This is a genomic window from Variovorax sp. GW823-FHT04F07, assembly GCF_058795995.1.
The window spans coordinates 80,948-99,991 of the sequence record NZ_JBXAIG010000008.1; the positions used below are offsets into that span (position 1 = coordinate 80,948).

The following is a 19,044-nucleotide window of genomic DNA, read 5'->3' on the forward strand; positions in this document are numbered from 1 at the left end:
AGGGGTGAAAGAACTCAGACGCCGAGCAGCTCGGTCAGCACGGGCATCTTGGCTTCGAGCTCGGCGGCGCCGAACTTCTCGACGATGCGGCCGTGCTCCATCACGTAGAAACGGTCGGCCAGCGGCGCGGCGAAGCGGAAGTTCTGCTCGACCATGACGATGGTGTAGCCCTTGGCGCGCAGCGTGGTGATCATGCGGGCCAGCGCCTGCACGATCACGGGCGCCAGGCCTTCGGAGATTTCGTCGAGCAGCAGCAGCTTGGCGCCGGTGCGCAGGATGCGCGCCACGGCCAGCATCTGCTGCTCGCCACCCGACAGGCGCGTGCCCTGGCTGTGGCGGCGCTCGGCCAGGTTGGGGAACATGGCGTAGATCTCGTCGACCGACATGCCCTGCCCCGCGCCCTTGAGCTCGGGCGGCAGCATCAGGTTTTCTTCGCACGAGAGGCTGGCGAAGATGCCGCGCTCTTCGGGGCAGTAGCCGATGCCCAGGTGCGCGATGCGGTGCGTCGCCATCGAGACGGTCTCGACGCCGTTGACCTTGATGCTGCCCTTGCGGGCGCCGGTGAGCCCCATCACGGCGCGCATCGTCGTCGTGCGGCCCGCGCCATTGCGGCCCAGCAGCGTGACGACTTCGCCCGGCTGCACGACCATGTCGACGCCGTGCAGCACGTGCGATTCGCCGTACCAGGCCTGCAGGCCCTTGATTTCGAGTGCAGCGGTCATCAGTGAGCCCCCTGCATTTCGCCGTCGGTGGTGCCCATGTAGGCCTCCATCACCTGCGGGTTCTTCGAGACTTCGGCGTACGGGCCTTCGGCCAGCACGGCGCCGCGCTGCAGCACCGTGATGGTGTCGGCGATGGTCGAGACCACGCTCATGTTGTGTTCGACCATCAGGATGGTGCGTCCGGCTGACACGCGCTTGATGAGCTCGGCCACGCGGTGCACGTCTTCGTGGCCCATGCCCTGCGTGGGTTCATCCAGCAGCATCAGCTCGGGCTCCATGGCCAGTGTGGTGGCGATCTCGAGCGCGCGCTTGCGGCCGTAGGGCAGGTTCACGGTCTGTTCGTCGGCCAGTTCTTCGAGGCCCACCTCGGCGAGCAGTTCGCGGGCGCGCGCATCGAGCGGCTTGAGCGACTTCTCGCTCTTCCAGAAGTGATACGAGGTGCCGAGCTTGCGCTGCAGGCCCAGGCGCACGTTCTCGAGCAGCGTGAGGTGCGGGAACACGGCGGAGATCTGGAACGAGCGGATCACGCCGCGCCGCGCGATCTGCGCCGGGCGTTCGCCCGTGATGTCGTGGCCGTTGAACAGGATCGTGCCGGCCGTGGGCTCGAGGAATTTGGTGAGCAGGTTGAAGCAGGTCGTCTTGCCGGCACCGTTGGGGCCGATGAGCGCGTGGATCGAACCGCGCTTCACCGAGAGGTCGACCTTGCTGACCGCGGTGAATCCCTTGAATTCCTTGGTGAGCTGGCGTGTTTCAAGAATGACGTCGCTCATCTCGCGGCGTCGTCCGTGTGCGGAAAAAAGAAATCGGTCATGCGGTCCATCTCAATGCGCCACCATCGAGCGCGGACCGATTGTTGGTGGCTGCTATGCAATTGCATACTGGGGCAAATGCCTATGCTGCACTGCAACCATTCACAGAGTGCGCACCCTCTGAGCGAGCGACTGTCGTCCCGACGACATTGCGCACCGCAGCACGCCCATGTGCGAACGCGCGATGCATGCACGCGCACCGTCATGAGGATGTCGGGCACGCATGCACGCTTCGTGAAAAACTGGCGTGCCCGCTGCGCTGCCACGATGCGCTTTCACCCGGATTGAATCCATCACCGCCATGCCGAACTTCCGCTCACCCGAATTCCTCGCCGACCACATCGCCCACACGCTGGCGTTCTACGCGCCGCGCAGCCGCGATGCCTCGGGCGGCTTCTTCCATTTCTTCACCGACGACGGCACGGTGTACGACCGCCGCACGCGCCACCTCGTGAGCAGCACGCGCTTCGTGTTCAACCACGCGATGGCGTGGCGCCGCTTCGGCCGGCCCGACGATCTTGCGGCGGTGCGCCACGGCCTGGCGTTTTTGCAGACCGCGCATGCGCAGCCGAATGGTGGCTATGCATGGCAGATCGACTGGGATGGCCATCAAGCCACCGTGCAGGACGGCACGCAGCACTGCTACGGCCTGGCCTTCGTGCTGCTGGCGCACGCGCATGCGCTGATGGCCGGCGTCGAGGAAGCACGCGCCGGCCTCGCGCACACCCGCGACCTGATGGAGCAGCATTTCTGGGAGCCGGCGCACCAGCTGTACGCCGACGAGGCCACGCCCGCCTGGCAGGTCGGCCCGTACCGCGGCCAGAACGCCAACATGCACGCCTGCGAGGCGATGCTCGCGGCCTACGACGCCACGCGCGAGCCCTTCTACCTCGAGCGCGCGCGCACGCTCGCCGAAAGCATCACGGGCCGGCAGGCCGCGCTCGCCGACGGGCTGGTGTGGGAGCACTACCGCGAGGACTGGTCGGTCGACTGGGACTACAACCGCGGCGACAAGACCAACATCTTCCGGCCCTGGGGCTTCCAGACCGGCCACCTCACGGAATGGGCCAAGCTGCTGCTGCAGCTCGAGGGCCACCTCGGACCCGGCGCGCCGGGCACCGAATGGCTCGTGCCACGCGCACGCCACTTCTTCGACACCGCGATGCAGCGCGGCTGGGACGCCACGCACGGCGGGCTGGTCTACGGCTTCGGGCCCGACGGCGCGGTGTGCGACGGCGACAAGTACTTCTGGGTGCAGGCCGAAAGCTTCGCCGCCGCCGCCCTGCTCGCGGTGCGCACGGGCGATGCCGGCTACTGGGACTGGTACGACCGGATCTGGGCCTACAGCTGGGACCACTTCGTCGACCACGCGCACGGCGCGTGGTACCGCATCCTCACGCCGCAGAACGCGAAGATCAGCGTCGAGAAGAGCCCGGCGGGCAAGACCGACTATCACACGATGGGTGCGTGCCACGACGTGCTGAAGGCGCTGGGACACGGCGTGAAGTAGCCACGCGTGTCGTCACGATCCGCACAAATCTTGTGCGGCCACGCATCTACCCCGCAGCGCGCGGGCTGCCTACGCTTCAGGCCTTCTTCCACTCACGCAGAGAACGCATGAAGCACCCCAGCATCCGCAGCCTCACCGGCGCCGTGCCCACGAGCCGTCTCGATCCCGCCGCCACGGCGCTGATCGCGATCGATTTCCAGAACGAGTACTTCGACGGGCGCATGCCCATTCCCGACGGACTGGCCGCCCTGCGCCAGGCGCGGCGCCTGATCGATGCCGCCGACCGGCATGCGATGCCGGTGTTCCATGTGCAGCACGTGGCGTCCGCCGACAGCCCGATCTTCGCGGAGGGCAGCCACGCCTTCGGCATCCACGACGAACTGCGCCCGGCGCCGCAACACGCCGTGCTGCGCAAGGCCACGCCGAGCGCTTTCGCCGGCACCACGCTCGAGGCCGAGTTGCAGGCGCGCGGCATCACGACGCTGATCCTCACGGGCCTCATGACGCACATGTGCGTGTCGGCCACCGCCTTCGATGCCGCACCGCGCGGCTACCAGAGCCTCATCGTGGGCGACGCCTGCGCGACGCGCGACCTCGACCTGGAGGAAGGCGGCGTGCTGGGCCATCGCGAGCTGCATCGCGCGGCGCTGCGCGGCGTGTCGGACGTGGTGGCCGAGGTGCGCTCGACCGAGGAGGTGTTGCGGCTGCTGGAGGCGAAGGCCTGAACGGCCTCAGTCGCCGCCCTGCCCGTCCGCGGGCAGGTAGCGCGCGGCAGCAAAGTCGACAAACGCCCGCACCTTCGGCGACAGGTGCCGGTTCTGCGGATAGAGCGCGTACAGGTTCAGCGGCTGCTGACGGAATTCGGGCAGCACGCGCACCAGTTCGCCGCGCGCCACAGGGTCGCGCACGAGGAACGCCGGCGATGCCGCCAGCCCCGTGCCCGCCAGCGCGGCGCTGCGCAGCACGAGCCCGCTGTTGGCCTGCAGCCGCCCACCCACGTCGACCGTGCAGACGCTGCCGTCCGGCGCGGTGAAGCTGGGCTGGGCGGCCTTCGCGGCCAATGAATAGTTCAGGCAGTCGTGCCCCGCCAGGTCGGCGGGCGTGCGCGGCGTGCCGCGCCGCTGCAGGTAGGCGGGCGATGCCACCCACCACTCCTCGAAGCTGGCAAGGCGCTTGACGATCAGCGTCGAGTCCGAGAGTGCATACGCCAGTCGCAATCCCACGTCGAAGCCCTCTTCGATCAGGTCGACGAAGCGGTCGTTGCAGACCAGGTCGGCCTTGACCTGCGGATGCGCGTCGAGAAAAGCCGGCAGCCACTGCGCCAGCTCCTCCAGCCCGAAGGACATCGGCGCGTTGATGCGCAGCAGGCCCGTGGGCTCGATCTGATGCTGCGCCACGACCAGCGCCGCGGTCTCGACCTGGTCGAGGATCTGCCGTGCGTGCTCATAGTAGGTCTGCCCCGCCTGCGTGAGCGCGAAGCGGCGCGTGGTGCGGTTCAGCAGCTGCACGCCCAGCGCCGTTTCCAGCTGCTTGACGTGGCGCGAGACCACCGTGTGCGACACGTCCATCGCGTCGGCCGCGGCGGTGAAGCCGCCGGCCTCCACGACGGCGCGGAACGCCTTCATGGCCGCGAACTGGTCCATGCGCGAGCGCTGCCTGTCGTCAGTGCGCGCCGGCGGCCGCGTCGCCGCCCGCGCCGCCCTTTTGCGGCCGCGCCAACCACACCAGCGGAATCAGCAGCAGGAACAGCACCGCCGAGGCATAGAAGATGTCGTTCGTCGCGAGCATGAACGACTGCTGGTCGACCAGGCGGTTGATCTGCCCGAGCACCTGCTCGGAACTGAAGCCGCTGCCGGTCAGCCCCGAGATGGCGCTGGTGGCCGCGCTGTTGCCCGGGTTCACCGACTCCACGAGCTGCGCGTGGTGCAGCGCCGCGCGGCTGTCCCACAGCGTGGTGGCGATCGAGGTGCCCATGGCGCCCGCCGTGATGCGCAGGAAGTTCGACAGCCCCGACGCGGCCGGAATGCGGTCAGGCGTGAGGCCCGACAGCGTGATGGTCACGAGCGGGATGAAAAAGAACGCCATCGCGATGCCCTGGATGATCGTCGGGATGATGATCGTCACGAAGTCGGCCTGCGTGTTGAAGTTCGAGCGCATCCACAGCACCAGCGCGAACACGAGGAACGAGAAGGTCGCGTAGCGGCGCGGGTCGATCTTGGACACGGTGAGGCCCACCACCGGCGAGAAGAAGATCGCCAGCAGCCCCACGGGCGCCATGATCATCCCCGCCTGCGTGGCGGTGTAGCCCATCCACTGCTGCAGCCACAGCGGCAGCAGCACCACGTTGCCGAAGAACAGGCCGTAGGCAATGGCCGTGGCCACCGCGCCCGACCAGAAGTTGCGGCGCTTGAACAGCGACAGGTCGACCACCGGGTGCTTGTCGGTCAGCTCCCAGACCAGGAAGAACGCGAAGCCGACCACGGCCACCACGGCCATCGTGACGATCTCGGCCGAGTGGAACCAGTCGAGCTCCTTGCCCTTGTCGAGCATGAGCTGCAGCGATCCGACCCACAGCACCAGCAACGCCAGGCCGATGGCGTCGATCGGCACCTTGTGCGTCTTGCTCTCGCGCTTGTGGTACAGCGTCCAGGTGATGGCCGCAGCCACGATGCCCACCGGGATGTTGATGTAGAAGATCCACGGCCACGAGATGTTGTCGGTGATCCAGCCGCCGAGCAGCGGCCCCATCACCGGCGCGACCAGCGTGGTCATCGACCACATCGCCATGGCCAGGCCGGCCTTGGCCTTCGGGTAACTCGACAGCAGCAGCGTCTGCGACAGCGGGATCATCGGCCCCGCCACGAAGCCCTGCAACGCGCGAAACAGGATGAGCGTGGTCATGTTGGGCGCCAGGCCGCACAGCAGCGAGGCGACCATGAACAGGATCACGCTGGCCATGAACAGGCGCACCTGGCCGAAGCGCTGGGTCATGAAACCCGTGAGCGGCACCGCGATGGCGTTGGCCACCGCGAAGCTGGTGATGACCCAGGTGCCTTGCGTGGTGCTCACGCCGAGGTCGCCCGAGATGGCCGGCAGCGACACGTTCGCGATCGACGAGTCGAGCACGTTCATGAAGGTGGCGGCGGACAGCGCGACCGTGCCCCAGACGCGGGCGGAGCCCTCGAGCGGGGGGTGCGCGATGTAAGCGGGAGCAGCAGTGGCCATGGCGCGGGCTGTGAGGGTTCAGCGGCCGACGGCGATCAGCCCGGCTGGCCCTGCGTGGCGACGTGCGCGGCCGGCGCAGCGTTGGAGGCCGCCGGACGGCTCACCGCCGCCGTGGGCGTACCGCGGCCGAGGTTGGCGGCCACGATGCGTTCCACCTCGGCGTCGGCGCCGCGGTCGAGCTGGCTGTAGACCTGCGTCTGCGCGAAGGCGGTGCTGCGCGGCGCGTCGGCCAGCATCTTGCCGGTCTTCTGCGTGATGTCGATCTCGGCGTCCATCGACAGGCCGATGCGCAGCGGGTTGGCCTTGAGCTGCTCGGGGTCGAGCGCGATGCGCACGGGCACGCGCTGCACCACCTTGATCCAGTTGCCGGTGGCGTTCTGCGCCGGCAGCAGCGCAAAGGCGGCGCCGGTGCCCACGCCCAGGCCGGCGACCTTGCCGGTGTACTCGACCTTCTTGCCGTACACGTCGGCGGTGAGCTTCACGGGTTGGTCGATGCGGATGTTGCGCAGCTGCACTTCCTTGAAGTTGGCGTCGACCCACAGCTGGTGCAGCGGCACGATGGACATCATCGGCGTGCCGGCGGCCACGCGCTGGCCCAGCTGCACGGTGCGCTTGGCGACGTAGCCGTCGACCGGCGCGGGCATGGCCACGCGCTGCGTGGCGAGGTAGGCCTCGCGCACCTTGGCGGCGGCGGCCAGCACGCTCGGGTGCTGGGCCACGCTGGTGCCTTCGGTCAGCGACTGGTTGCTGGCCAGCGCTTCGCGCGCGGCGACCACGCCGGCCTGTGCGGCGGCCAGTGCGCTCTTGGCGTTGGCCAGCTGCGTCTCAGCGTGGTTGAGTTCTTCCTTCGACACGGCGCCGTTGCCCGACAGCGCGCGGCGGCGCTGCAGGTCGTCCTGCGCCTTGGCGATGTCGCTCTGGGCCTTGGCGATATCGCTCTGGCGCAGCGTGACCTGCGCGGCCAGCGAGCCGTTGTTGGCGTACAGCGTACGCACCTGGCGCACGGCCTGCGCGAGCGCGGCCTCGGCCTGCTCGAGTGCGACCTTGGCGTCGGCCGGGTCGAGCTGCACCAGCGGCTGGCCGGCCTTCACGAAGTCGGTGTCGTCGGCGCCGATGGCCATGACGGTGCCGCCGATCTGCGGCGTGATCTGGATGACGTTGCCCTGCACGTAGGCGTTGTCGGTGTTCTCGTAATGGCTGGCGACCAGCCATTCGTACAGGCCCCAGCCGCCGCCGGCGACCAGCACCACGGCGGTGAGCGCGGTGAGTGCGCGGCGGCGCTTGCCGTTGCCCGCGGGCGCGTCGGGCGCGTCTGGCGCTGCGGTGGTGGGCACGGGGGAAGCGGATGTCGGAGTGTTGTTATCGCTCATGATGGAGTTCTTTCCGAAGAAGGCGGATCAGCAAATCAGTTCTGGGTGGCGACCGCCGGGGCCGCGGCCGTGGCGGTGGCCGGCGGCTGCCAGCCGCCGCCCAGGGCGCGCGCCAGGCCCACCTGCGTGTCGAGGGCGCGGGCCGCCAGGTCGACCGCGAGGCGGCGCTGGGCCAGCACGGCGGTTTCGGCGGTCAGCACGTTGAGGTAGTTGCCCAGGCCCGCGCGGTAGCGCTGCACGGCAATGTCGTAGGCGCCTTCGGCGGCCGTCTGCGCGGCGCGCTGTTCGGTCTGCTGGCGCGTGATCGACTGCGCGCTCGACACCTGGTCGGCCGCATCGCGCACGGCGTCGAGCACGGTGACGTTGTAGCTTTCGATGGCCACGTCGAGGTCGGCCGACTTGCCGCGCAGGTTGGCGCGCAGGCGCCCGCCTTCGAAGATCGGCAGGTGGATGGCCGGGCCCACGCCCCACTGCTCGCTGCCCGACTTGAGCAGCTTGCCGAAACCCAGGCTCTGGAAGCCGGCAAAGGCCGTGAGGTTCACGTTGGGATAGAACTGGGTCTTGGCATTGGCCACGTCGCTGGTAGCCGCTTCGACGCGCCAGCGCGCGGCGGCGATGTCGGCGCGGCGGCCCAGCAGGTCGGCCGGGATCTTCGCCTGCAGCGCCATCGGCTTCACGCTGGCGAGCACCGGCGGCTTGAGCGAGGCCGACACGTTGGGCTGGCCCACGAGCGCGTCGAGCGCGTGCTGCTGCAGCGCGATCTGCTCGTTGAGCGCTTCGATCTGCTGGCGGGCTTCGGGCAGGCCGCCTTCGCTCTGGCGCAGTTCGAGGCGGGTGTCGAGGCCCGCCGAGACGCGGTCGCGCACCAGCTTGAAGGTCTCGTCGCGCTGGGCCAGCGTGCGCTTGGCCACTTCGACCTGTTCGTTCAGACGCGCCCACTGGAAGTAGCTGCGCGCCACGTTGCTCGCGAGCAGCACGCGCGCGGCATCGGCGTCGGCCGCAGCGGCATTGGCCGCGCCGAGGGCGGTGTCGAGCGCGCTGCGGTTCTTGCCGAAGAAGTCGAGCTCCCAGCTCGCGCCCAGCTGCAGCAGGCCGATGTTCTGCGTCGAGCCGCCCAGCGGCGCCGGGTAGATGTAGTTGCTGTTGAACTTCTGGCGGTTCAGGTTCAGGTCGGCGCCGACCTTGGGCAGCAGCGCCGCGCCGGCGATGTCCGCCGAGGCCTGGGCGCGCACGAGGCGCGCACGCGCGACCTGCAGGTTCGGGTTGCCGGCCACGGCCTGGTCGACCAGCGCATTGAGCTGGCTGTCGCCGAAGGCCTGCCACCACTGGCTGTCCAGGCTGGGCACGGACGCGCGCGCAGGGTCGGCTGCGATGCCGAGCGTGGTCGCGTCGCGCAGCGTGGCGTGCGAGCCGATGCCGGCCATGTCGGCGCAACCGGCGAGCGCGACCACCGCCAGCGCGGCGGCCACGACAGGCGTGCGGCGCAGCGCACGCACGGCGAAAGACTCAGTCATTCTTCTCTCCACGGGCCGCGAGGCCCTGTGCGTTGTCGAGGATGCGGCGCAAGTAATCCTTGAGCTGCTCCCATTCTTCGAGGCTGAAGCCGGCCAGGTACTCGTTCTGCACCCGGCTCAGCACATAGGGCACTTCCTTCGCGGCCGCGCGGCCTTCGTCGGTGAGTTCGATGTTGACCACGCGGCGGTCTTCGAGCGAGCGCACGCGGCGGCACAGGCCCTTGGCCTCGAGGCGGTCGAGCAGGCGCGTCATGGCGCCGGTGTCGAGTTCGCAGGCGCGGGCCAGCTCGGCCACGGTGGTGGCGGCGCCGACGTGCAGCTTGTACAGCGGCACCCACTGCGGGTAGGTGGGGCTGCCGGGCTCGCACATGCGCGTGCCGACGGTCTGGCCGACGGACGTGACGATGCGGCGCATCAGGTAGCCGATGCTCTCTTCGGCGCGGTAGTCCTCGGCGCGATAGAAGTCGGCCGGCGGGCGCACGGCCTCGTCGGGCGTCGGAGGGACCGGGGAAATGGGGGCATCGCTCATGCCTGAAATATTAGTTGTCATGGCAATTACTGTCAAGGCGACCTTTGTGAGGGCAAGGGCTCGGTAGAATTCGCGCCCATGGCTTCTTCCCCTCCGTCGTCCTCCGCAGCCAAGGGTTCGCCCCGCTCGCTGTCGGGGTTGCGCCCCTTCCTTCGCCCCTACCGCGTGCAGATCGTGCTGGCGGGGGTTTTCCTGGTGATGGCGGCGGTCACGACGCTGGCTTTCCCTATCGCCCTGCGCAGCCTGATTGATGGCGGCCTGGTCAGCGCCGACAAGGGCGCCCAGACCATGGCACTGCGCGAGCACTTCGGCGCCCTCTTCGCGGTGGCCGTGGCGCTGGGCCTGTTTTCGGCCGCGCGCTTCTATACGGTGAGCTGGCTCGGCGAGCGCGTCACGGCCGACCTGCGCAACGCGGTCTACGGCCATGTGCTGCAGCAGAGCCCGGCCTTCTTCGAGACCACGCAGACCGGCGAGGTGCTGTCGCGCCTCACGGCCGACACCACGCTGGTGCAGACGGTGGTCGGCTCGTCGCTGAGCATGGGCCTGCGCAACGCCGTCATGGGCGTGGGCGCGCTGGCGGTGCTGGTCTGGACCAACCCTTATGTGATGGTGCAGGTGCTGGGCATCCTGGTGCTGGTGGTGCTGCCGAGCATGTGGTTCGGCCGCCGGGTGCGCAAGCTCTCGCGCGCCAGCCAGGACCGCGTGGCCGACTCGAGCGCCATCGCGGCCGAGGTGCTGAACGCCATTCCGGTGGTGCAGAGCTACACGGCCGAAGGCCGCGAGGCCGACCGCTTCAAGGGCTCGACCGAGAACGCCTTTCATACCGCCGTGCGCCGCACGCGCGCGCGCTCGGTGCTCGTGGCCTTCATCATCATTGCCACCTCGGCCGCCCTGCTCTGGGGCCTGTACGAAGGCACGCAGGCCGTGCTGCGCGGCGACATCACGGCCGGCCACCTGGGCCAGACCGTGGTCTACGTGGCGATCCTGGCGAGCGCCACCGCGGTGCTCGGCGAGGTGTACGGCGACTTGCTGCGCGCGGCCGGCGCCACCGAGCGCCTGATGGAACTGCTGCATGCGCCGACGGCCATTGCGTCACCCGCACGGCCGGCGGTCGCGCCCGTTCCCGCCGCGGGCAGCGCCATCCGCTTCGACGCGATCACCTTCCACTACCCTTCGCGGCCGGGCACGCCGGCGCTGCGCGACTTCAGCCTGGACATCGCGCCGGGCGAGACCGTGGCGCTGGTGGGATCGAGCGGCGCCGGCAAGAGCACGGTGTTCCAGCTGCTGCTGCGCTATTACGACCCGCAGTCGGGCCGCATCGTGCTCGATGGCGCATCGCTCGATGCGCTCGCGCTGCACGACCTGCGCACCCGCATCGGCCTCGTGCCGCAGGACGCGGTGATCTTCTCGGCCAGCGCCTTCGAGAACATCCGCTACGGCCGGCCCGAGGCCACTGCCGACGAGGTGCACGCCGCGGCGCGCGCCGCCTTCGCGCACGACTTCCTGCAGGCCCTGCCCGAGGGCTACGACACCTTCCTGGGCGAACGCGGCGTGCGGCTGTCGGGCGGCCAGCGCCAGCGCATCGCGATCGCGCGGGCCATCCTGAAGAACCCGCCGCTGCTGCTGCTGGACGAAGCCACCAGCGCGCTCGACGCCGAGAGCGAGCGCATGGTGCAGGCTGCACTCGAATCGGCGATGGAGAACCGCACCACGCTCGTGATCGCCCACCGGCTGGCGACCGTGCAGAAGGCCGACCGCATCATCGTGCTGGACCACGGCGGCATCGTCGAACAGGGAACGCACGCGGCGCTGGTGGCGCAAGGCGGCGTGTACGCGCGGCTGGCCGCGCTGCAGTTCACGGCCTGAGCGGGCCGGGCCGGACGGGCTCGTCGAGCCGGTCGGTTACTGCAGGGTTTCTTTCAGCGCCGCCGGAATCGGCAGCGCCATCACCGGAATGCCTTCGTCGAGCAGCGCCTCGGTCTGCTCCGGCGTGGCCTGGCCGCGGATGCCGCGCTCGGCGGTTTCGCCGTAGTGCATCTTGCGGGCCTCGTCAGCGAAGCGGTCGCCGACGTCTTCGGTCTTGGCCAGCACTTCGCGCACGGCGCGCATCCAGCGGGCTTCGGGTGAAGTCGCGCTTGCGGATACTTGCGTGGAAGGCGTTGCGGGTGCCGCCGGCGCGCGGGCCGCGTCGCCGCGCCCTTCTTCCTTCGGCGCCTTGGCGTTGCTCAGGTTCAGGCGGGGCGCGCTCAGCAGCTTGACGATGGCGGTGTCGCCGCAGACCGGGCACTCGACAAGGCCGCTGGCGAGCTGGCTGTCGAACGCCTCGTTGGACGCGAACCAGCCCTCGAAGCCGTGGCCGTGCGTGCAGCGGAGATCGAGGACCTTCATGCGCGGATTATCCCGCGCCGCCTTGCGAGGCTGCGGCCTGCCAATCCAGTGCCCATGCGCCCGACAGGACGTTCTGCAGCCACAGGGCGCAGGTGAGCGTCTTCGCGTCGGTCACGGTACCGTCGCGGCACCAGCCGATGAGCTCCTGCGGCGTGGCGGTGAACACGTCGAGAAACTCGCCGTGGTCGAGCTGGCGCTCGCCCAGCGAGAGGCCGCGTGCGAAGTAGATGTGGATGATTTCGGTCGAGTACGCCACCGCCAGGTGCGTGGCACCCGCATGCGCCCATTCGCGCGCGGAGTAGCCGGTTTCCTCGAGCAGTTCGCGCTGACCGCACAGCAGCGGATCTTCGCCGGCGTCGAGCTTGCCCGCGGGAAACTCGACGATCACCTGGTCCACCGGGTAGCGGAACTGGCGCTCCAGCACCACGCGGCCGTCGTCGAGCAGCGGAATCACCACCACCGCGCCGGGATGCACCACGTACTCGCGCGTGGCGCTGTGGCCGTCGGGCAGGCGGATGGTGTCGCGCTTGGCATGCAGGAACTTGCCCTTGAAGAGCTCTTCGCTGCTGACGAGCGCTTCCTTCAGATGCGAATCGGGTGCAGGAGAAATCATGTCGGTCAGTGCCTGTGCTTCATCAGGTAGCGCCAGGTGAACCCCGGGAAGGCCAGCACGACGAACAGCGAAGCCGTCACCGCGTAGAACTCCCAGCCCTGCGCGGCGATCTGCCCTGCCCTGCGCTCGAACAGCAGGCCGATGCCGCCGGCGATGAAGTACAGCACCACCAGTTCGCCGAAGCGGATGGCGAGCGACTTGTGCGCGGTCGACAGGGGCACCGCCCCGAACAGGCGCTCATTCAGAAACGGCAGGTTGGCGGCCACCAGGGCCACCAGCAGCACCACCCAGACCGACGCGGTTTGCGACACCGTGTTGCGGACCGCGTCAGTGGGCCAGCGTGGCCGCGATGGCGTCGTAGCACAGCGTCATCAGACCGCCGGGCAGCACGCCAAGAATCAGGATCAGCGCGCCGTTGATCGTGAGCACGGTGCGCACGTCGAACGAGGCCGACACGGTGGTCGCCGTGACGGGCGCGTCGAAGTACATGACCTTGACCACGCGCAGGTAGTAGAACGCACCGATCAGCGAGGTGATCACGGCGAACACGGCCAGGCCGATGTAGATGGCGGCGCCCGAGGCGATCAGCGCCTGCAGCACGGCCAGCTTGGCGTAGAAGCCAACGAGTGGCGGCAGGCCGGCCAGCGAGAACATCGCGATGGCCATCACGCCGGCGTACAGCGGGCTGCGCTGGTTCAGGCCGGCCAGGTCGGTGATCTCTTCGCTTTCGAAGCCTTCGCGCGCCAGCAGCAGGATGATGCCGAAGCTCGCCAGCGTGGTCAGCACGTAGGTCACGACATAGAACATCGCGGCGCTGTAGGCGGCCTGCGCGTTCTGCGTGCCCTGCAGGTCGGAACCCGCCACCAGGCCCAGCAGCATGAAGCCCATCTGCGCGATGGTCGAGTAGGCCAGCATGCGCTTGAGATTGCTCTGCGCGATGGCGGCCAGGTTGCCGATCACGAGCGATGCCACCGCCAGCACGGCGAGCATCTGCTGCCAGTCGATGGCCAGCGGCTGCAGGCCGTCGACCAGCAGGCGGATGATGATGCCGAAGGCAGCCAGCTCGGGCGCGGCGCCGATCAGCAGCGTGATCGCCGTCGGCGCGCCCTGGTAGACGTCGGGCACCCACATGTGGAACGGAGCAGCACCGACCTTGAAGGCCAGGCCCGCCACGATGAAGACCAGGCCGAACACCAGCACCTGGTGGTTCACCTTGCCGGTCGAGATCGCCTTGAACACTTCGTTCAGGTCGAGCGAACCGGTGGCACCGTACATCATCGACAGGCCGTACAGCAGGAAGCCGCTGGCCATTGCGCCGAGCACGAAGTACTTCATGGCGGCTTCGCTGGCCACCGCGTTGTCGCGGCGCAGCGCCACGAGCGCGTAGCTCGAGAGCGTGAGCAGTTCCAGGCCGAGGTAGATCAGCAGGAAGTTGCTGCCGCCGATCATCACGAACATGCCCAGCAGCGCCAGCATGCTGATCGTGAACATCTCGCCGCCGCGCAGCATCTCGCGGTCGGCCGCATAGGGACGGCCGTAGACCAGCGTCACCATCAGGGCCAGCGAAGCGAAGCACTTGAGCCAGTTGCCCATCGAGTCGCTCACCACCATGCCGCCGAAGCCGTAGGAGGTCTTGCCGCCGACAGCGGCCAGGCCCGTGAGCACAGCCACCGCCGCCAGCGTGAGCAGCGTCAGGATGTAGGTGCGGGTGCGGCGCGGGCTCGTGTCCGACAGGTCGACCAGCGCAATGATGCAGGCCATGACCAGCAACACGATTTCGGGGTAGATCGTCACCCAGCTGAGTTTGTCAATCATCTCGTTCTCTTCTTCAGCGTGGCATCAGACGGGCAGCTTCGAAATCGCCACGTGGCGAAGAAGCTCGACGACGGAGGCATCCATCGCGTCGGTGAAAGGCTTCGGATACAGGCCCATCCACAGCACGGCGATGGCCAGCAGCGAGAGCATCAGGAATTCGCGGGCGTTGATGTCCTTCAGTTCCTTGACGTGGTCGTTGCCGACCGGGCCCAGGTACACGCGCTTGTACATCCACAGGGTGTAGGCGGCGCCGAAGATCAGTGCGGTGGCAGCGCCCAGGCCGACCCAGAAGTTGGCCTTGACGGCGCCCAGGATCACCATCCATTCGCCCACAAAACCGGCGGTGCCCGGCAGGCCGCAGTTGGCCATGGCGAACAGCAGCGCGAACGCGGCGAACTTGGGCATGGTGTTGACCACGCCGCCGTAGTCGGCGATCTGGCGCGAGTGCACGCGGTCGTACAGCACGCCGATGCCCAGGAACATGGCGCCCGACACGAAGCCGTGGGCAATCATCTGCACGATGCCGCCGGACACGCCGAGCTCGTTGAAGATGAAGAAGCCCAGCGTCACGAAGCCCATGTGGGCCACCGACGAGTAAGCCACCAGCTTCTTCATGTCCTGCTGCACCAGCGCCACCAGGCCCACGTAGATCACGGCGATGAGCGACAGCGCGATCATGAGCCAGGCCCATTCGTGCGAGGCGTCAGGCGCGATGGGCATCGAGAAGCGCAGGAAACCGTAGGCACCCAGCTTCAGCATGATCGCGGCCAGCACGGCCGAACCGCCCGTGGGGGCCTCGACGTGCACGTCGGGCAGCCAGGTGTGGACCGGCCACATCGGCACCTTGACGGCGAAGGCCGCGAAGAAGGCAAAGAACAGGAAGGTCTGCGCGGTCGAACCCAGCGGCAGCTTGTGCCAGCTCAGGATGTCGAAGCTGCCGCCCGACTTGTTGTACAGGAAGATCAGCGCGACCAGCATCAGCAGCGAGCCGAGCAGCGTGTACAGGAAGAACTTGAACGCCGCGTAGATCTTGTTCGGGCCGCCCCAGATGCCGATGATCAGATACATCGGGATCAGCGTGGCTTCGAAGAACACGTAGAACAGGATGCCGTCGAGCGCCGAGAACACGCCGATCATGAAACCCGACAGGATCAGGAACGCGCCCATGTACTGGTTCACGCGCTCGGTGATCACTTCCCAGGCCGAGATCACGACCACGACCGTGATGAACGAGGTCAGCAGCACCAGCCACAGCGACATGCCGTCGATGCCCAGGTGGTAGTTGACGTTGAAGCGCGAGATCCAGCTCGTCTTCTCGACGAACTGCATCGCGGCGGTTCCGTTCTGGAAGCGCGTGAACAGCGGCACCGTGACCAGGAAGCTCACGATGGCACCGACGAGCGCGACCCAGCGCACGCCCTTGGCGTGCTCGTCGCGGCCAAACGCCAGCAGCACGGCGCCGAATGCGATCGGCACCCAGATGGCAAGGCTCAACAAACCCATTTTTCTTTTTCTCCAGCGTTCGGGCTCAACGTTTGAACCAGACGAAGTACGTCATCAGGATGAAGATGCCCAGCAGCATCGCGAAGGCGTAGTGGTAGATGAAGCCCGACTGCAGCCAGCGCACGACGCCGGCCACGCGACCCACCACCTTCCAGGAACCGTTGACGAGCGCGCCGTCGATCAGCGCCTGGTCGCCGCCCTTCCACAGGCCCGTGCCGAGCAGGCGCGCACCGCGGGCGAGGATGTTCTCGTTGATCCAGTCGAGGTAGTACTTGTTCTCGAGCAGGTTGTAGATCGGGCTGAAGGCGCGCTTGATGGCGGCCGGCAGCGCCGGGTTCATCATGTACATGTAGTACGACAGCGCCACGCCAGCCAGTGCCAGCCAGAACGGTGCGGTCTGCAGGCCATGGATCGCCATGGCGACCGGGCCGTGGAAGGCTTCCTTCAGCTCGCCCATCGCGTGGTGCTTGGCACCGTCCACGAAGATCGCGTCCTTGAAGAAGCTGCCGAACAGCATCGGGTCGATGGTCATGAAGCCGATCACCACCGAGGGGATCGCCAGCAGCACCAGCGGCAGCCAGACCACCATCGGCGATTCGTGCGGCTTGTGGGCGTCGTGGCCGTGGCCATGGTCGTCGTGTCCGTGCGCGTCGTGCGCATGGTCGTCGTGGTGTGCGTCCGGGTTCTGGTCGTAGCGTTCCTTGCCGTGGAAGACCAGGAAGTACATGCGGAACGAGTAGAACGCCGTCACGAACACGCCGGCCAGCACCGCGTAGTAGGCGAACTGCGCGCCCCACAGGTGGCTTTCGTGCACGGCCTCGATGATGCTGTCCTTCGAGTAGAAGCCCGAGAAGAACGGCGTCCCGATAAGGGCGAGCGAACCCAGCAGCGAGGTGATCCAGGTGATGGGCATGTACTTGCGCACGCCGCCCATCCAGCGGATGTCCTGGTTGTGGTGCATGCCGATGATCACCGAGCCTGCGCCGAGGAACAGCAGCGCCTTGAAGAACGCGTGCGTCATCAGGTGGAACACCGCGACCGAGTAGGCCGAGGCACCGAGCGCCACCGTCATGTAGCCCAGCTGCGAGAGCGTGGAGTACGCGACCACGCGCTTGATGTCGTTCTGGATGATGCCCAGGAAGCCCATGAACAGCGCGGTGATGGCGCCGATCACGAGGATGAAGCTCAAGGCCGTGTCGCTCAGCTCGAACAGCGGCGACATGCGCGCCACCATGAAGATGCCGGCCGTCACCATGGTCGCCGCGTGGATCAGCGCCGAGATGGGGGTCGGGCCTTCCATCGAGTCGGGCAGCCACACGTGCAGCGGGAACTGCGCGCTCTTGCCCATCGCGCCGATGAACAGGCAGATGCAGATCACCGTGATGAGCATCCACTCGGTGCCCGGGAAGGTGATGCCGGCCAGCGTGTGCGCCTTGGCGAAGGCTTCGCCGTAGTTCAGCGTGCCAGCGTAGGCGGCGATCAGGCCGATGCCCAGGATGAAGCCGAAGTCACCCACGCGGTTGACCAGGAAGGCCTTCATGTTCGCGAAGATGGCCGTGGGCTTGTTGAACCAGAAGCCGATCAGCAGGTACGACACCAGGCCCACCGCCTCCCAGCCGAAGAACAGCTGGAGCATGTTGTTGCTCATGACGAGCATCAGCATCGAGAAGGTGAACAGCGAGATGTACGAGAAGAAGCGGTTGTAGCCGTCGTCTTCTTCCATGTAGCCGATGGTGTAGATGTGGACCATCAGCGACACGAAGGTCACGACGCACATCATCATGGCCGTGAGGCCGTCGACCAGGAAGCCGACTTCCATCTTCAGGCCGCCGACCATCATCCATTCGTAGATGGTCTGGTTGAAGCGGGCACCGTCGACGATGACCGACTTCAGCGTCATCGCCGAGATCACGAAGGCGACGAACACGCCCAAGATGGTCAGCGAATGCGTGACCTTGCGGCCGATGTGGTTGCCGCCGAACTTCGTGCCGAACAGGCCGGCAAGTGCGGCGCCGACCAGGGGTGCCAGCGGCACGGCCAGCAAGGTGGATGCGGAAAGGGTTGCGCTCATACTGCTGTCAACCCTTGAGCGAGTTGAGTTCGTCGACGTTGATGTTGGACTTGTTGCGGAACAACAGGACCAGCAGCGCCAGGCCGATGGCCGATTCGGCCGCCGCCACCGTCAGGATGAAGAACACGAAGATCTGGCCGTGCATGTCGCCCAGGTAGTGCGAGAAGGCCACGAAGTTCATGTTGACCGCCAGCAGCATCAGTTCGATGGCCATCAGCAGCACGATCAGGTTCTTGCGGTTCAGGAAGATGCCGATCACCGACAGCGCGAAGAGCATCGCGCCGAGCGAGAGAAAGTGTCCGAGCGTGAGCGTCATGCCTTGTTTTCCTTTGCAGCGGCATCCGCTGCCGGGGCCTCAACCACCGGCTCGGCCGCACGCGTGACGGGCATCTGCACGATGCGCACGCGGTCGCGCGCCTTCACGCGCACCTGGTCCGACGGGTTGACGTACTTGCTGTCCTTGCGGGTGCGCAGCGTCAGTGCAATGGCGGCAATGATGGCCACCAGCAGGATGACCGCGGCGATTTCCAGCGGGTAGAGGTATTCGGAGTACAGCAGCTTGCCCAGCTCGAGCGTGTTCGAGCTGTTGGGCGAGGTCGTCGCCATGGCGCGCGGGCCTTCGCCCAGGCGGAAGCCGCCCATGAGCACAGCCGCCATTTCGAGCGCGATGAGCGCGCCGATGCCGGCTGCCAGCGGGAAGTGCTTCCAGAAACCCTCTCGCAGGCCGTCGACGTCGATGTCCAGCATCATCACGACGAACAGGAACAGCACCATCACGGCGCCGACGTACACCAACACGAGCGAGATCGCAAGGAACTCGGCGCGCAGCAGCAGCCAGATGGCCGAGGCCTGGAAAAATGCCAGCACCAGGTACAGCGCGGCGTACACGGGATTGCGGGAGGTGATGACGCGGAAGGCTGCAAACAGCAGCACCGCGGCAAACAGATAGAACAGACCGGTCTTGACGTCCATTGG

Annotated in this window: 18 protein-coding genes; 3 read left to right on the forward strand and 15 right to left on the reverse strand. The window is 67.5% G+C overall.

The window, feature by feature from the left end; translation table 11 throughout:
- Positions 1 to 14 precede the first annotated feature (14 nt).
- Together AC1RAA_RS27825 and AC1RAA_RS27830 are read right to left on the reverse strand one after the other, a co-directional pair.
- The gene (locus AC1RAA_RS27825) at positions 15 to 722 is read right to left on the reverse strand and encodes an ABC transporter ATP-binding protein (RefSeq protein ID WP_062474075.1); all 708 of its coding nucleotides are present in this window, start codon (positions 720 to 722) and stop codon (positions 15 to 17) included.
- A complete protein-coding gene (locus tag AC1RAA_RS27830) occupies positions 722 to 1,492 on the reverse strand; it encodes an ABC transporter ATP-binding protein (protein WP_062474077.1) in 771 nt (256 codons plus the stop codon). Before AC1RAA_RS27830 ends, AC1RAA_RS27825 begins: the two co-directional genes overlap by 1 nt.
- A 340-nt stretch (positions 1,493 to 1,832) precedes the next feature.
- Between AC1RAA_RS27830 and AC1RAA_RS27835 the strand changes: the two genes are divergently transcribed.
- Together AC1RAA_RS27835 and AC1RAA_RS27840 are read left to right on the forward strand one after the other, a co-directional pair.
- On the forward strand, positions 1,833 to 3,041 hold the full coding sequence (locus AC1RAA_RS27835; protein ID WP_492727723.1) for an AGE family epimerase/isomerase: 1,209 nt from the start codon (positions 1,833 to 1,835) through the stop codon (positions 3,039 to 3,041).
- 107 nt (positions 3,042 to 3,148) lie between these two features.
- Positions 3,149 to 3,766: a cysteine hydrolase family protein gene (locus AC1RAA_RS27840; RefSeq protein ID WP_492727724.1), complete on the forward strand. Its 618-nt coding sequence runs from the start codon at positions 3,149 to 3,151 to the stop codon at positions 3,764 to 3,766.
- A 6-nt stretch (positions 3,767 to 3,772) separates the two neighbouring features.
- On the opposite strand, the gene AC1RAA_RS27845 is transcribed toward AC1RAA_RS27840, so the two are convergent.
- From AC1RAA_RS27845 to AC1RAA_RS27865, 5 genes are read right to left on the reverse strand one after another with little or no spacing between them, the layout of a single operon-like run.
- A complete protein-coding gene (locus AC1RAA_RS27845; RefSeq protein ID WP_492727725.1) occupies positions 3,773 to 4,684 on the reverse strand; it encodes a LysR family transcriptional regulator in 912 nt (303 codons plus the stop codon).
- A 19-nt stretch (positions 4,685 to 4,703) separates the two neighbouring features.
- The gene (locus AC1RAA_RS27850; RefSeq protein ID WP_062474087.1) at positions 4,704 to 6,266 is read right to left on the reverse strand and encodes a DHA2 family efflux MFS transporter permease subunit; all 1,563 of its coding nucleotides are present in this window, start codon (positions 6,264 to 6,266) and stop codon (positions 4,704 to 4,706) included.
- Positions 6,267 to 6,301: 35 nt separating this feature from the next.
- Positions 6,302 to 7,636, reverse strand: a complete 1,335-nt coding sequence (locus AC1RAA_RS27855) for an HlyD family secretion protein (protein ID WP_492727726.1) — start codon at positions 7,634 to 7,636, stop codon at positions 6,302 to 6,304.
- A gap of 35 nt (positions 7,637 to 7,671) precedes the next feature.
- Positions 7,672 to 9,150, reverse strand: coding sequence for an efflux transporter outer membrane subunit (locus AC1RAA_RS27860; RefSeq protein ID WP_492727727.1), 1,479 nt, complete (start codon positions 9,148 to 9,150; stop codon positions 7,672 to 7,674).
- Positions 9,143 to 9,679 carry a MarR family winged helix-turn-helix transcriptional regulator gene (locus AC1RAA_RS27865; RefSeq protein ID WP_159271080.1) on the reverse strand — a complete coding sequence of 179 codons (537 nt, stop codon included), beginning with the start codon at positions 9,677 to 9,679 and terminating at the stop codon, positions 9,143 to 9,145. The genes AC1RAA_RS27860 and AC1RAA_RS27865 overlap by 8 nt, the downstream gene beginning before the upstream one ends.
- 78 nt (positions 9,680 to 9,757) lie before the next feature.
- Here AC1RAA_RS27865 and AC1RAA_RS27870 point away from each other — a divergent pair, with 78 nt between their 5' ends.
- On the forward strand, positions 9,758 to 11,545 hold the full coding sequence (locus AC1RAA_RS27870; protein WP_159271078.1) for an ABC transporter transmembrane domain-containing protein: 1,788 nt from the start codon (positions 9,758 to 9,760) through the stop codon (positions 11,543 to 11,545).
- A 36-nt stretch (positions 11,546 to 11,581) separates the two neighbouring features.
- Here the strand turns inward: AC1RAA_RS27870 and AC1RAA_RS27875 are convergent, their stop codons facing one another.
- From AC1RAA_RS27875 to AC1RAA_RS27910, 8 genes are read right to left on the reverse strand one after another with little or no spacing between them, the layout of a single operon-like run.
- Positions 11,582 to 12,067 carry a DUF1178 family protein gene (locus tag AC1RAA_RS27875; RefSeq protein WP_095949073.1) on the reverse strand — a complete coding sequence of 162 codons (486 nt, stop codon included), beginning with the start codon at positions 12,065 to 12,067 and terminating at the stop codon, positions 11,582 to 11,584.
- A 7-nt stretch (positions 12,068 to 12,074) separates the two neighbouring features.
- Positions 12,075 to 12,680, reverse strand: coding sequence for an NUDIX domain-containing protein (locus AC1RAA_RS27880; protein ID WP_492727728.1), 606 nt, complete (start codon positions 12,678 to 12,680; stop codon positions 12,075 to 12,077).
- Positions 12,681 to 12,685: 5 nt separating this feature from the next.
- Positions 12,686 to 12,991, reverse strand: coding sequence for a DUF2818 family protein (locus AC1RAA_RS27885; RefSeq protein ID WP_062475381.1), 306 nt, complete (start codon positions 12,989 to 12,991; stop codon positions 12,686 to 12,688).
- A gap of 16 nt (positions 12,992 to 13,007) precedes the next feature.
- On the reverse strand, positions 13,008 to 14,495 hold the full coding sequence (gene nuoN, locus AC1RAA_RS27890; protein ID WP_492727729.1) for an NADH-quinone oxidoreductase subunit NuoN: 1,488 nt from the start codon (positions 14,493 to 14,495) through the stop codon (positions 13,008 to 13,010).
- A gap of 24 nt (positions 14,496 to 14,519) precedes the next feature.
- Positions 14,520 to 15,998, reverse strand: a complete 1,479-nt coding sequence (locus AC1RAA_RS27895; protein ID WP_062475386.1) for an NADH-quinone oxidoreductase subunit M — start codon at positions 15,996 to 15,998, stop codon at positions 14,520 to 14,522.
- 25 nt (positions 15,999 to 16,023) lie between these two features.
- Positions 16,024 to 18,069 carry an NADH-quinone oxidoreductase subunit L gene (gene nuoL / locus AC1RAA_RS27900; protein WP_095746056.1) on the reverse strand — a complete coding sequence of 682 codons (2,046 nt, stop codon included), beginning with the start codon at positions 18,067 to 18,069 and terminating at the stop codon, positions 16,024 to 16,026.
- 7 nt (positions 18,070 to 18,076) lie between these two features.
- Complete coding sequence (gene nuoK / locus AC1RAA_RS27905; protein ID WP_007837741.1) at positions 18,077 to 18,385, reverse strand: NADH-quinone oxidoreductase subunit NuoK; 309 nt, start codon at positions 18,383 to 18,385, stop codon at positions 18,077 to 18,079.
- Positions 18,382 to 19,041 (reverse strand): NADH-quinone oxidoreductase subunit J, encoded by a 660-nt coding sequence (locus tag AC1RAA_RS27910; RefSeq protein WP_062475392.1) that lies wholly within the window; start codon positions 19,039 to 19,041, stop codon positions 18,382 to 18,384. The genes nuoK and AC1RAA_RS27910 overlap by 4 nt, the downstream gene beginning before the upstream one ends.
- Positions 19,042 to 19,044 lie beyond the last annotated feature (3 nt).

What these genes read in the sequence shown, in the direction of transcription:
- AC1RAA_RS27825 (WP_062474075.1), bottom strand. Translation starts at nt 722, where the DNA reads ATGACCGCTGCACTCGAAATCAAGGGCCTGCAGGCCTGGTACGGCGAA.
- AC1RAA_RS27830 (WP_062474077.1), bottom strand. Translation starts at nt 1,492, where the DNA reads ATGAGCGACGTCATTCTTGAAACACGCCAGCTCACCAAGGAATTCAAG.
- AC1RAA_RS27835 (WP_492727723.1), top strand. Translation starts at nt 1,833, where the DNA reads ATGCCGAACTTCCGCTCACCCGAATTCCTCGCCGACCACATCGCCCAC.
- AC1RAA_RS27840 (WP_492727724.1), top strand. Translation starts at nt 3,149, where the DNA reads ATGAAGCACCCCAGCATCCGCAGCCTCACCGGCGCCGTGCCCACGAGC.
- AC1RAA_RS27845 (WP_492727725.1), bottom strand. Translation starts at nt 4,684, where the DNA reads ATGGACCAGTTCGCGGCCATGAAGGCGTTCCGCGCCGTCGTGGAGGCC.
- AC1RAA_RS27850 (WP_062474087.1), bottom strand. Translation starts at nt 6,266, where the DNA reads ATGGCCACTGCTGCTCCCGCTTACATCGCGCACCCCCCGCTCGAGGGC.
- AC1RAA_RS27855 (WP_492727726.1), bottom strand. Translation starts at nt 7,636, where the DNA reads ATGAGCGATAACAACACTCCGACATCCGCTTCCCCCGTGCCCACCACC.
- AC1RAA_RS27860 (WP_492727727.1), bottom strand. Translation starts at nt 9,150, where the DNA reads ATGACTGAGTCTTTCGCCGTGCGTGCGCTGCGCCGCACGCCTGTCGTG.
- AC1RAA_RS27865 (WP_159271080.1), bottom strand. Translation starts at nt 9,679, where the DNA reads ATGAGCGATGCCCCCATTTCCCCGGTCCCTCCGACGCCCGACGAGGCC.
- AC1RAA_RS27870 (WP_159271078.1), top strand. Translation starts at nt 9,758, where the DNA reads ATGGCTTCTTCCCCTCCGTCGTCCTCCGCAGCCAAGGGTTCGCCCCGC.
- AC1RAA_RS27875 (WP_095949073.1), bottom strand. Translation starts at nt 12,067, where the DNA reads ATGAAGGTCCTCGATCTCCGCTGCACGCACGGCCACGGCTTCGAGGGC.
- AC1RAA_RS27880 (WP_492727728.1), bottom strand. Translation starts at nt 12,680, where the DNA reads ATGATTTCTCCTGCACCCGATTCGCATCTGAAGGAAGCGCTCGTCAGC.
- nuoN (WP_492727729.1), bottom strand. Translation starts at nt 14,495, where the DNA reads ATGATTGACAAACTCAGCTGGGTGACGATCTACCCCGAAATCGTGTTG.
- AC1RAA_RS27895 (WP_062475386.1), bottom strand. Translation starts at nt 15,998, where the DNA reads ATGGGTTTGTTGAGCCTTGCCATCTGGGTGCCGATCGCATTCGGCGCC.
- nuoL (WP_095746056.1), bottom strand. Translation starts at nt 18,069, where the DNA reads ATGAGCGCAACCCTTTCCGCATCCACCTTGCTGGCCGTGCCGCTGGCA.
- nuoK (WP_007837741.1), bottom strand. Translation starts at nt 18,385, where the DNA reads ATGACGCTCACGCTCGGACACTTTCTCTCGCTCGGCGCGATGCTCTTC.
- AC1RAA_RS27910 (WP_062475392.1), bottom strand. Translation starts at nt 19,041, where the DNA reads ATGGACGTCAAGACCGGTCTGTTCTATCTGTTTGCCGCGGTGCTGCTG.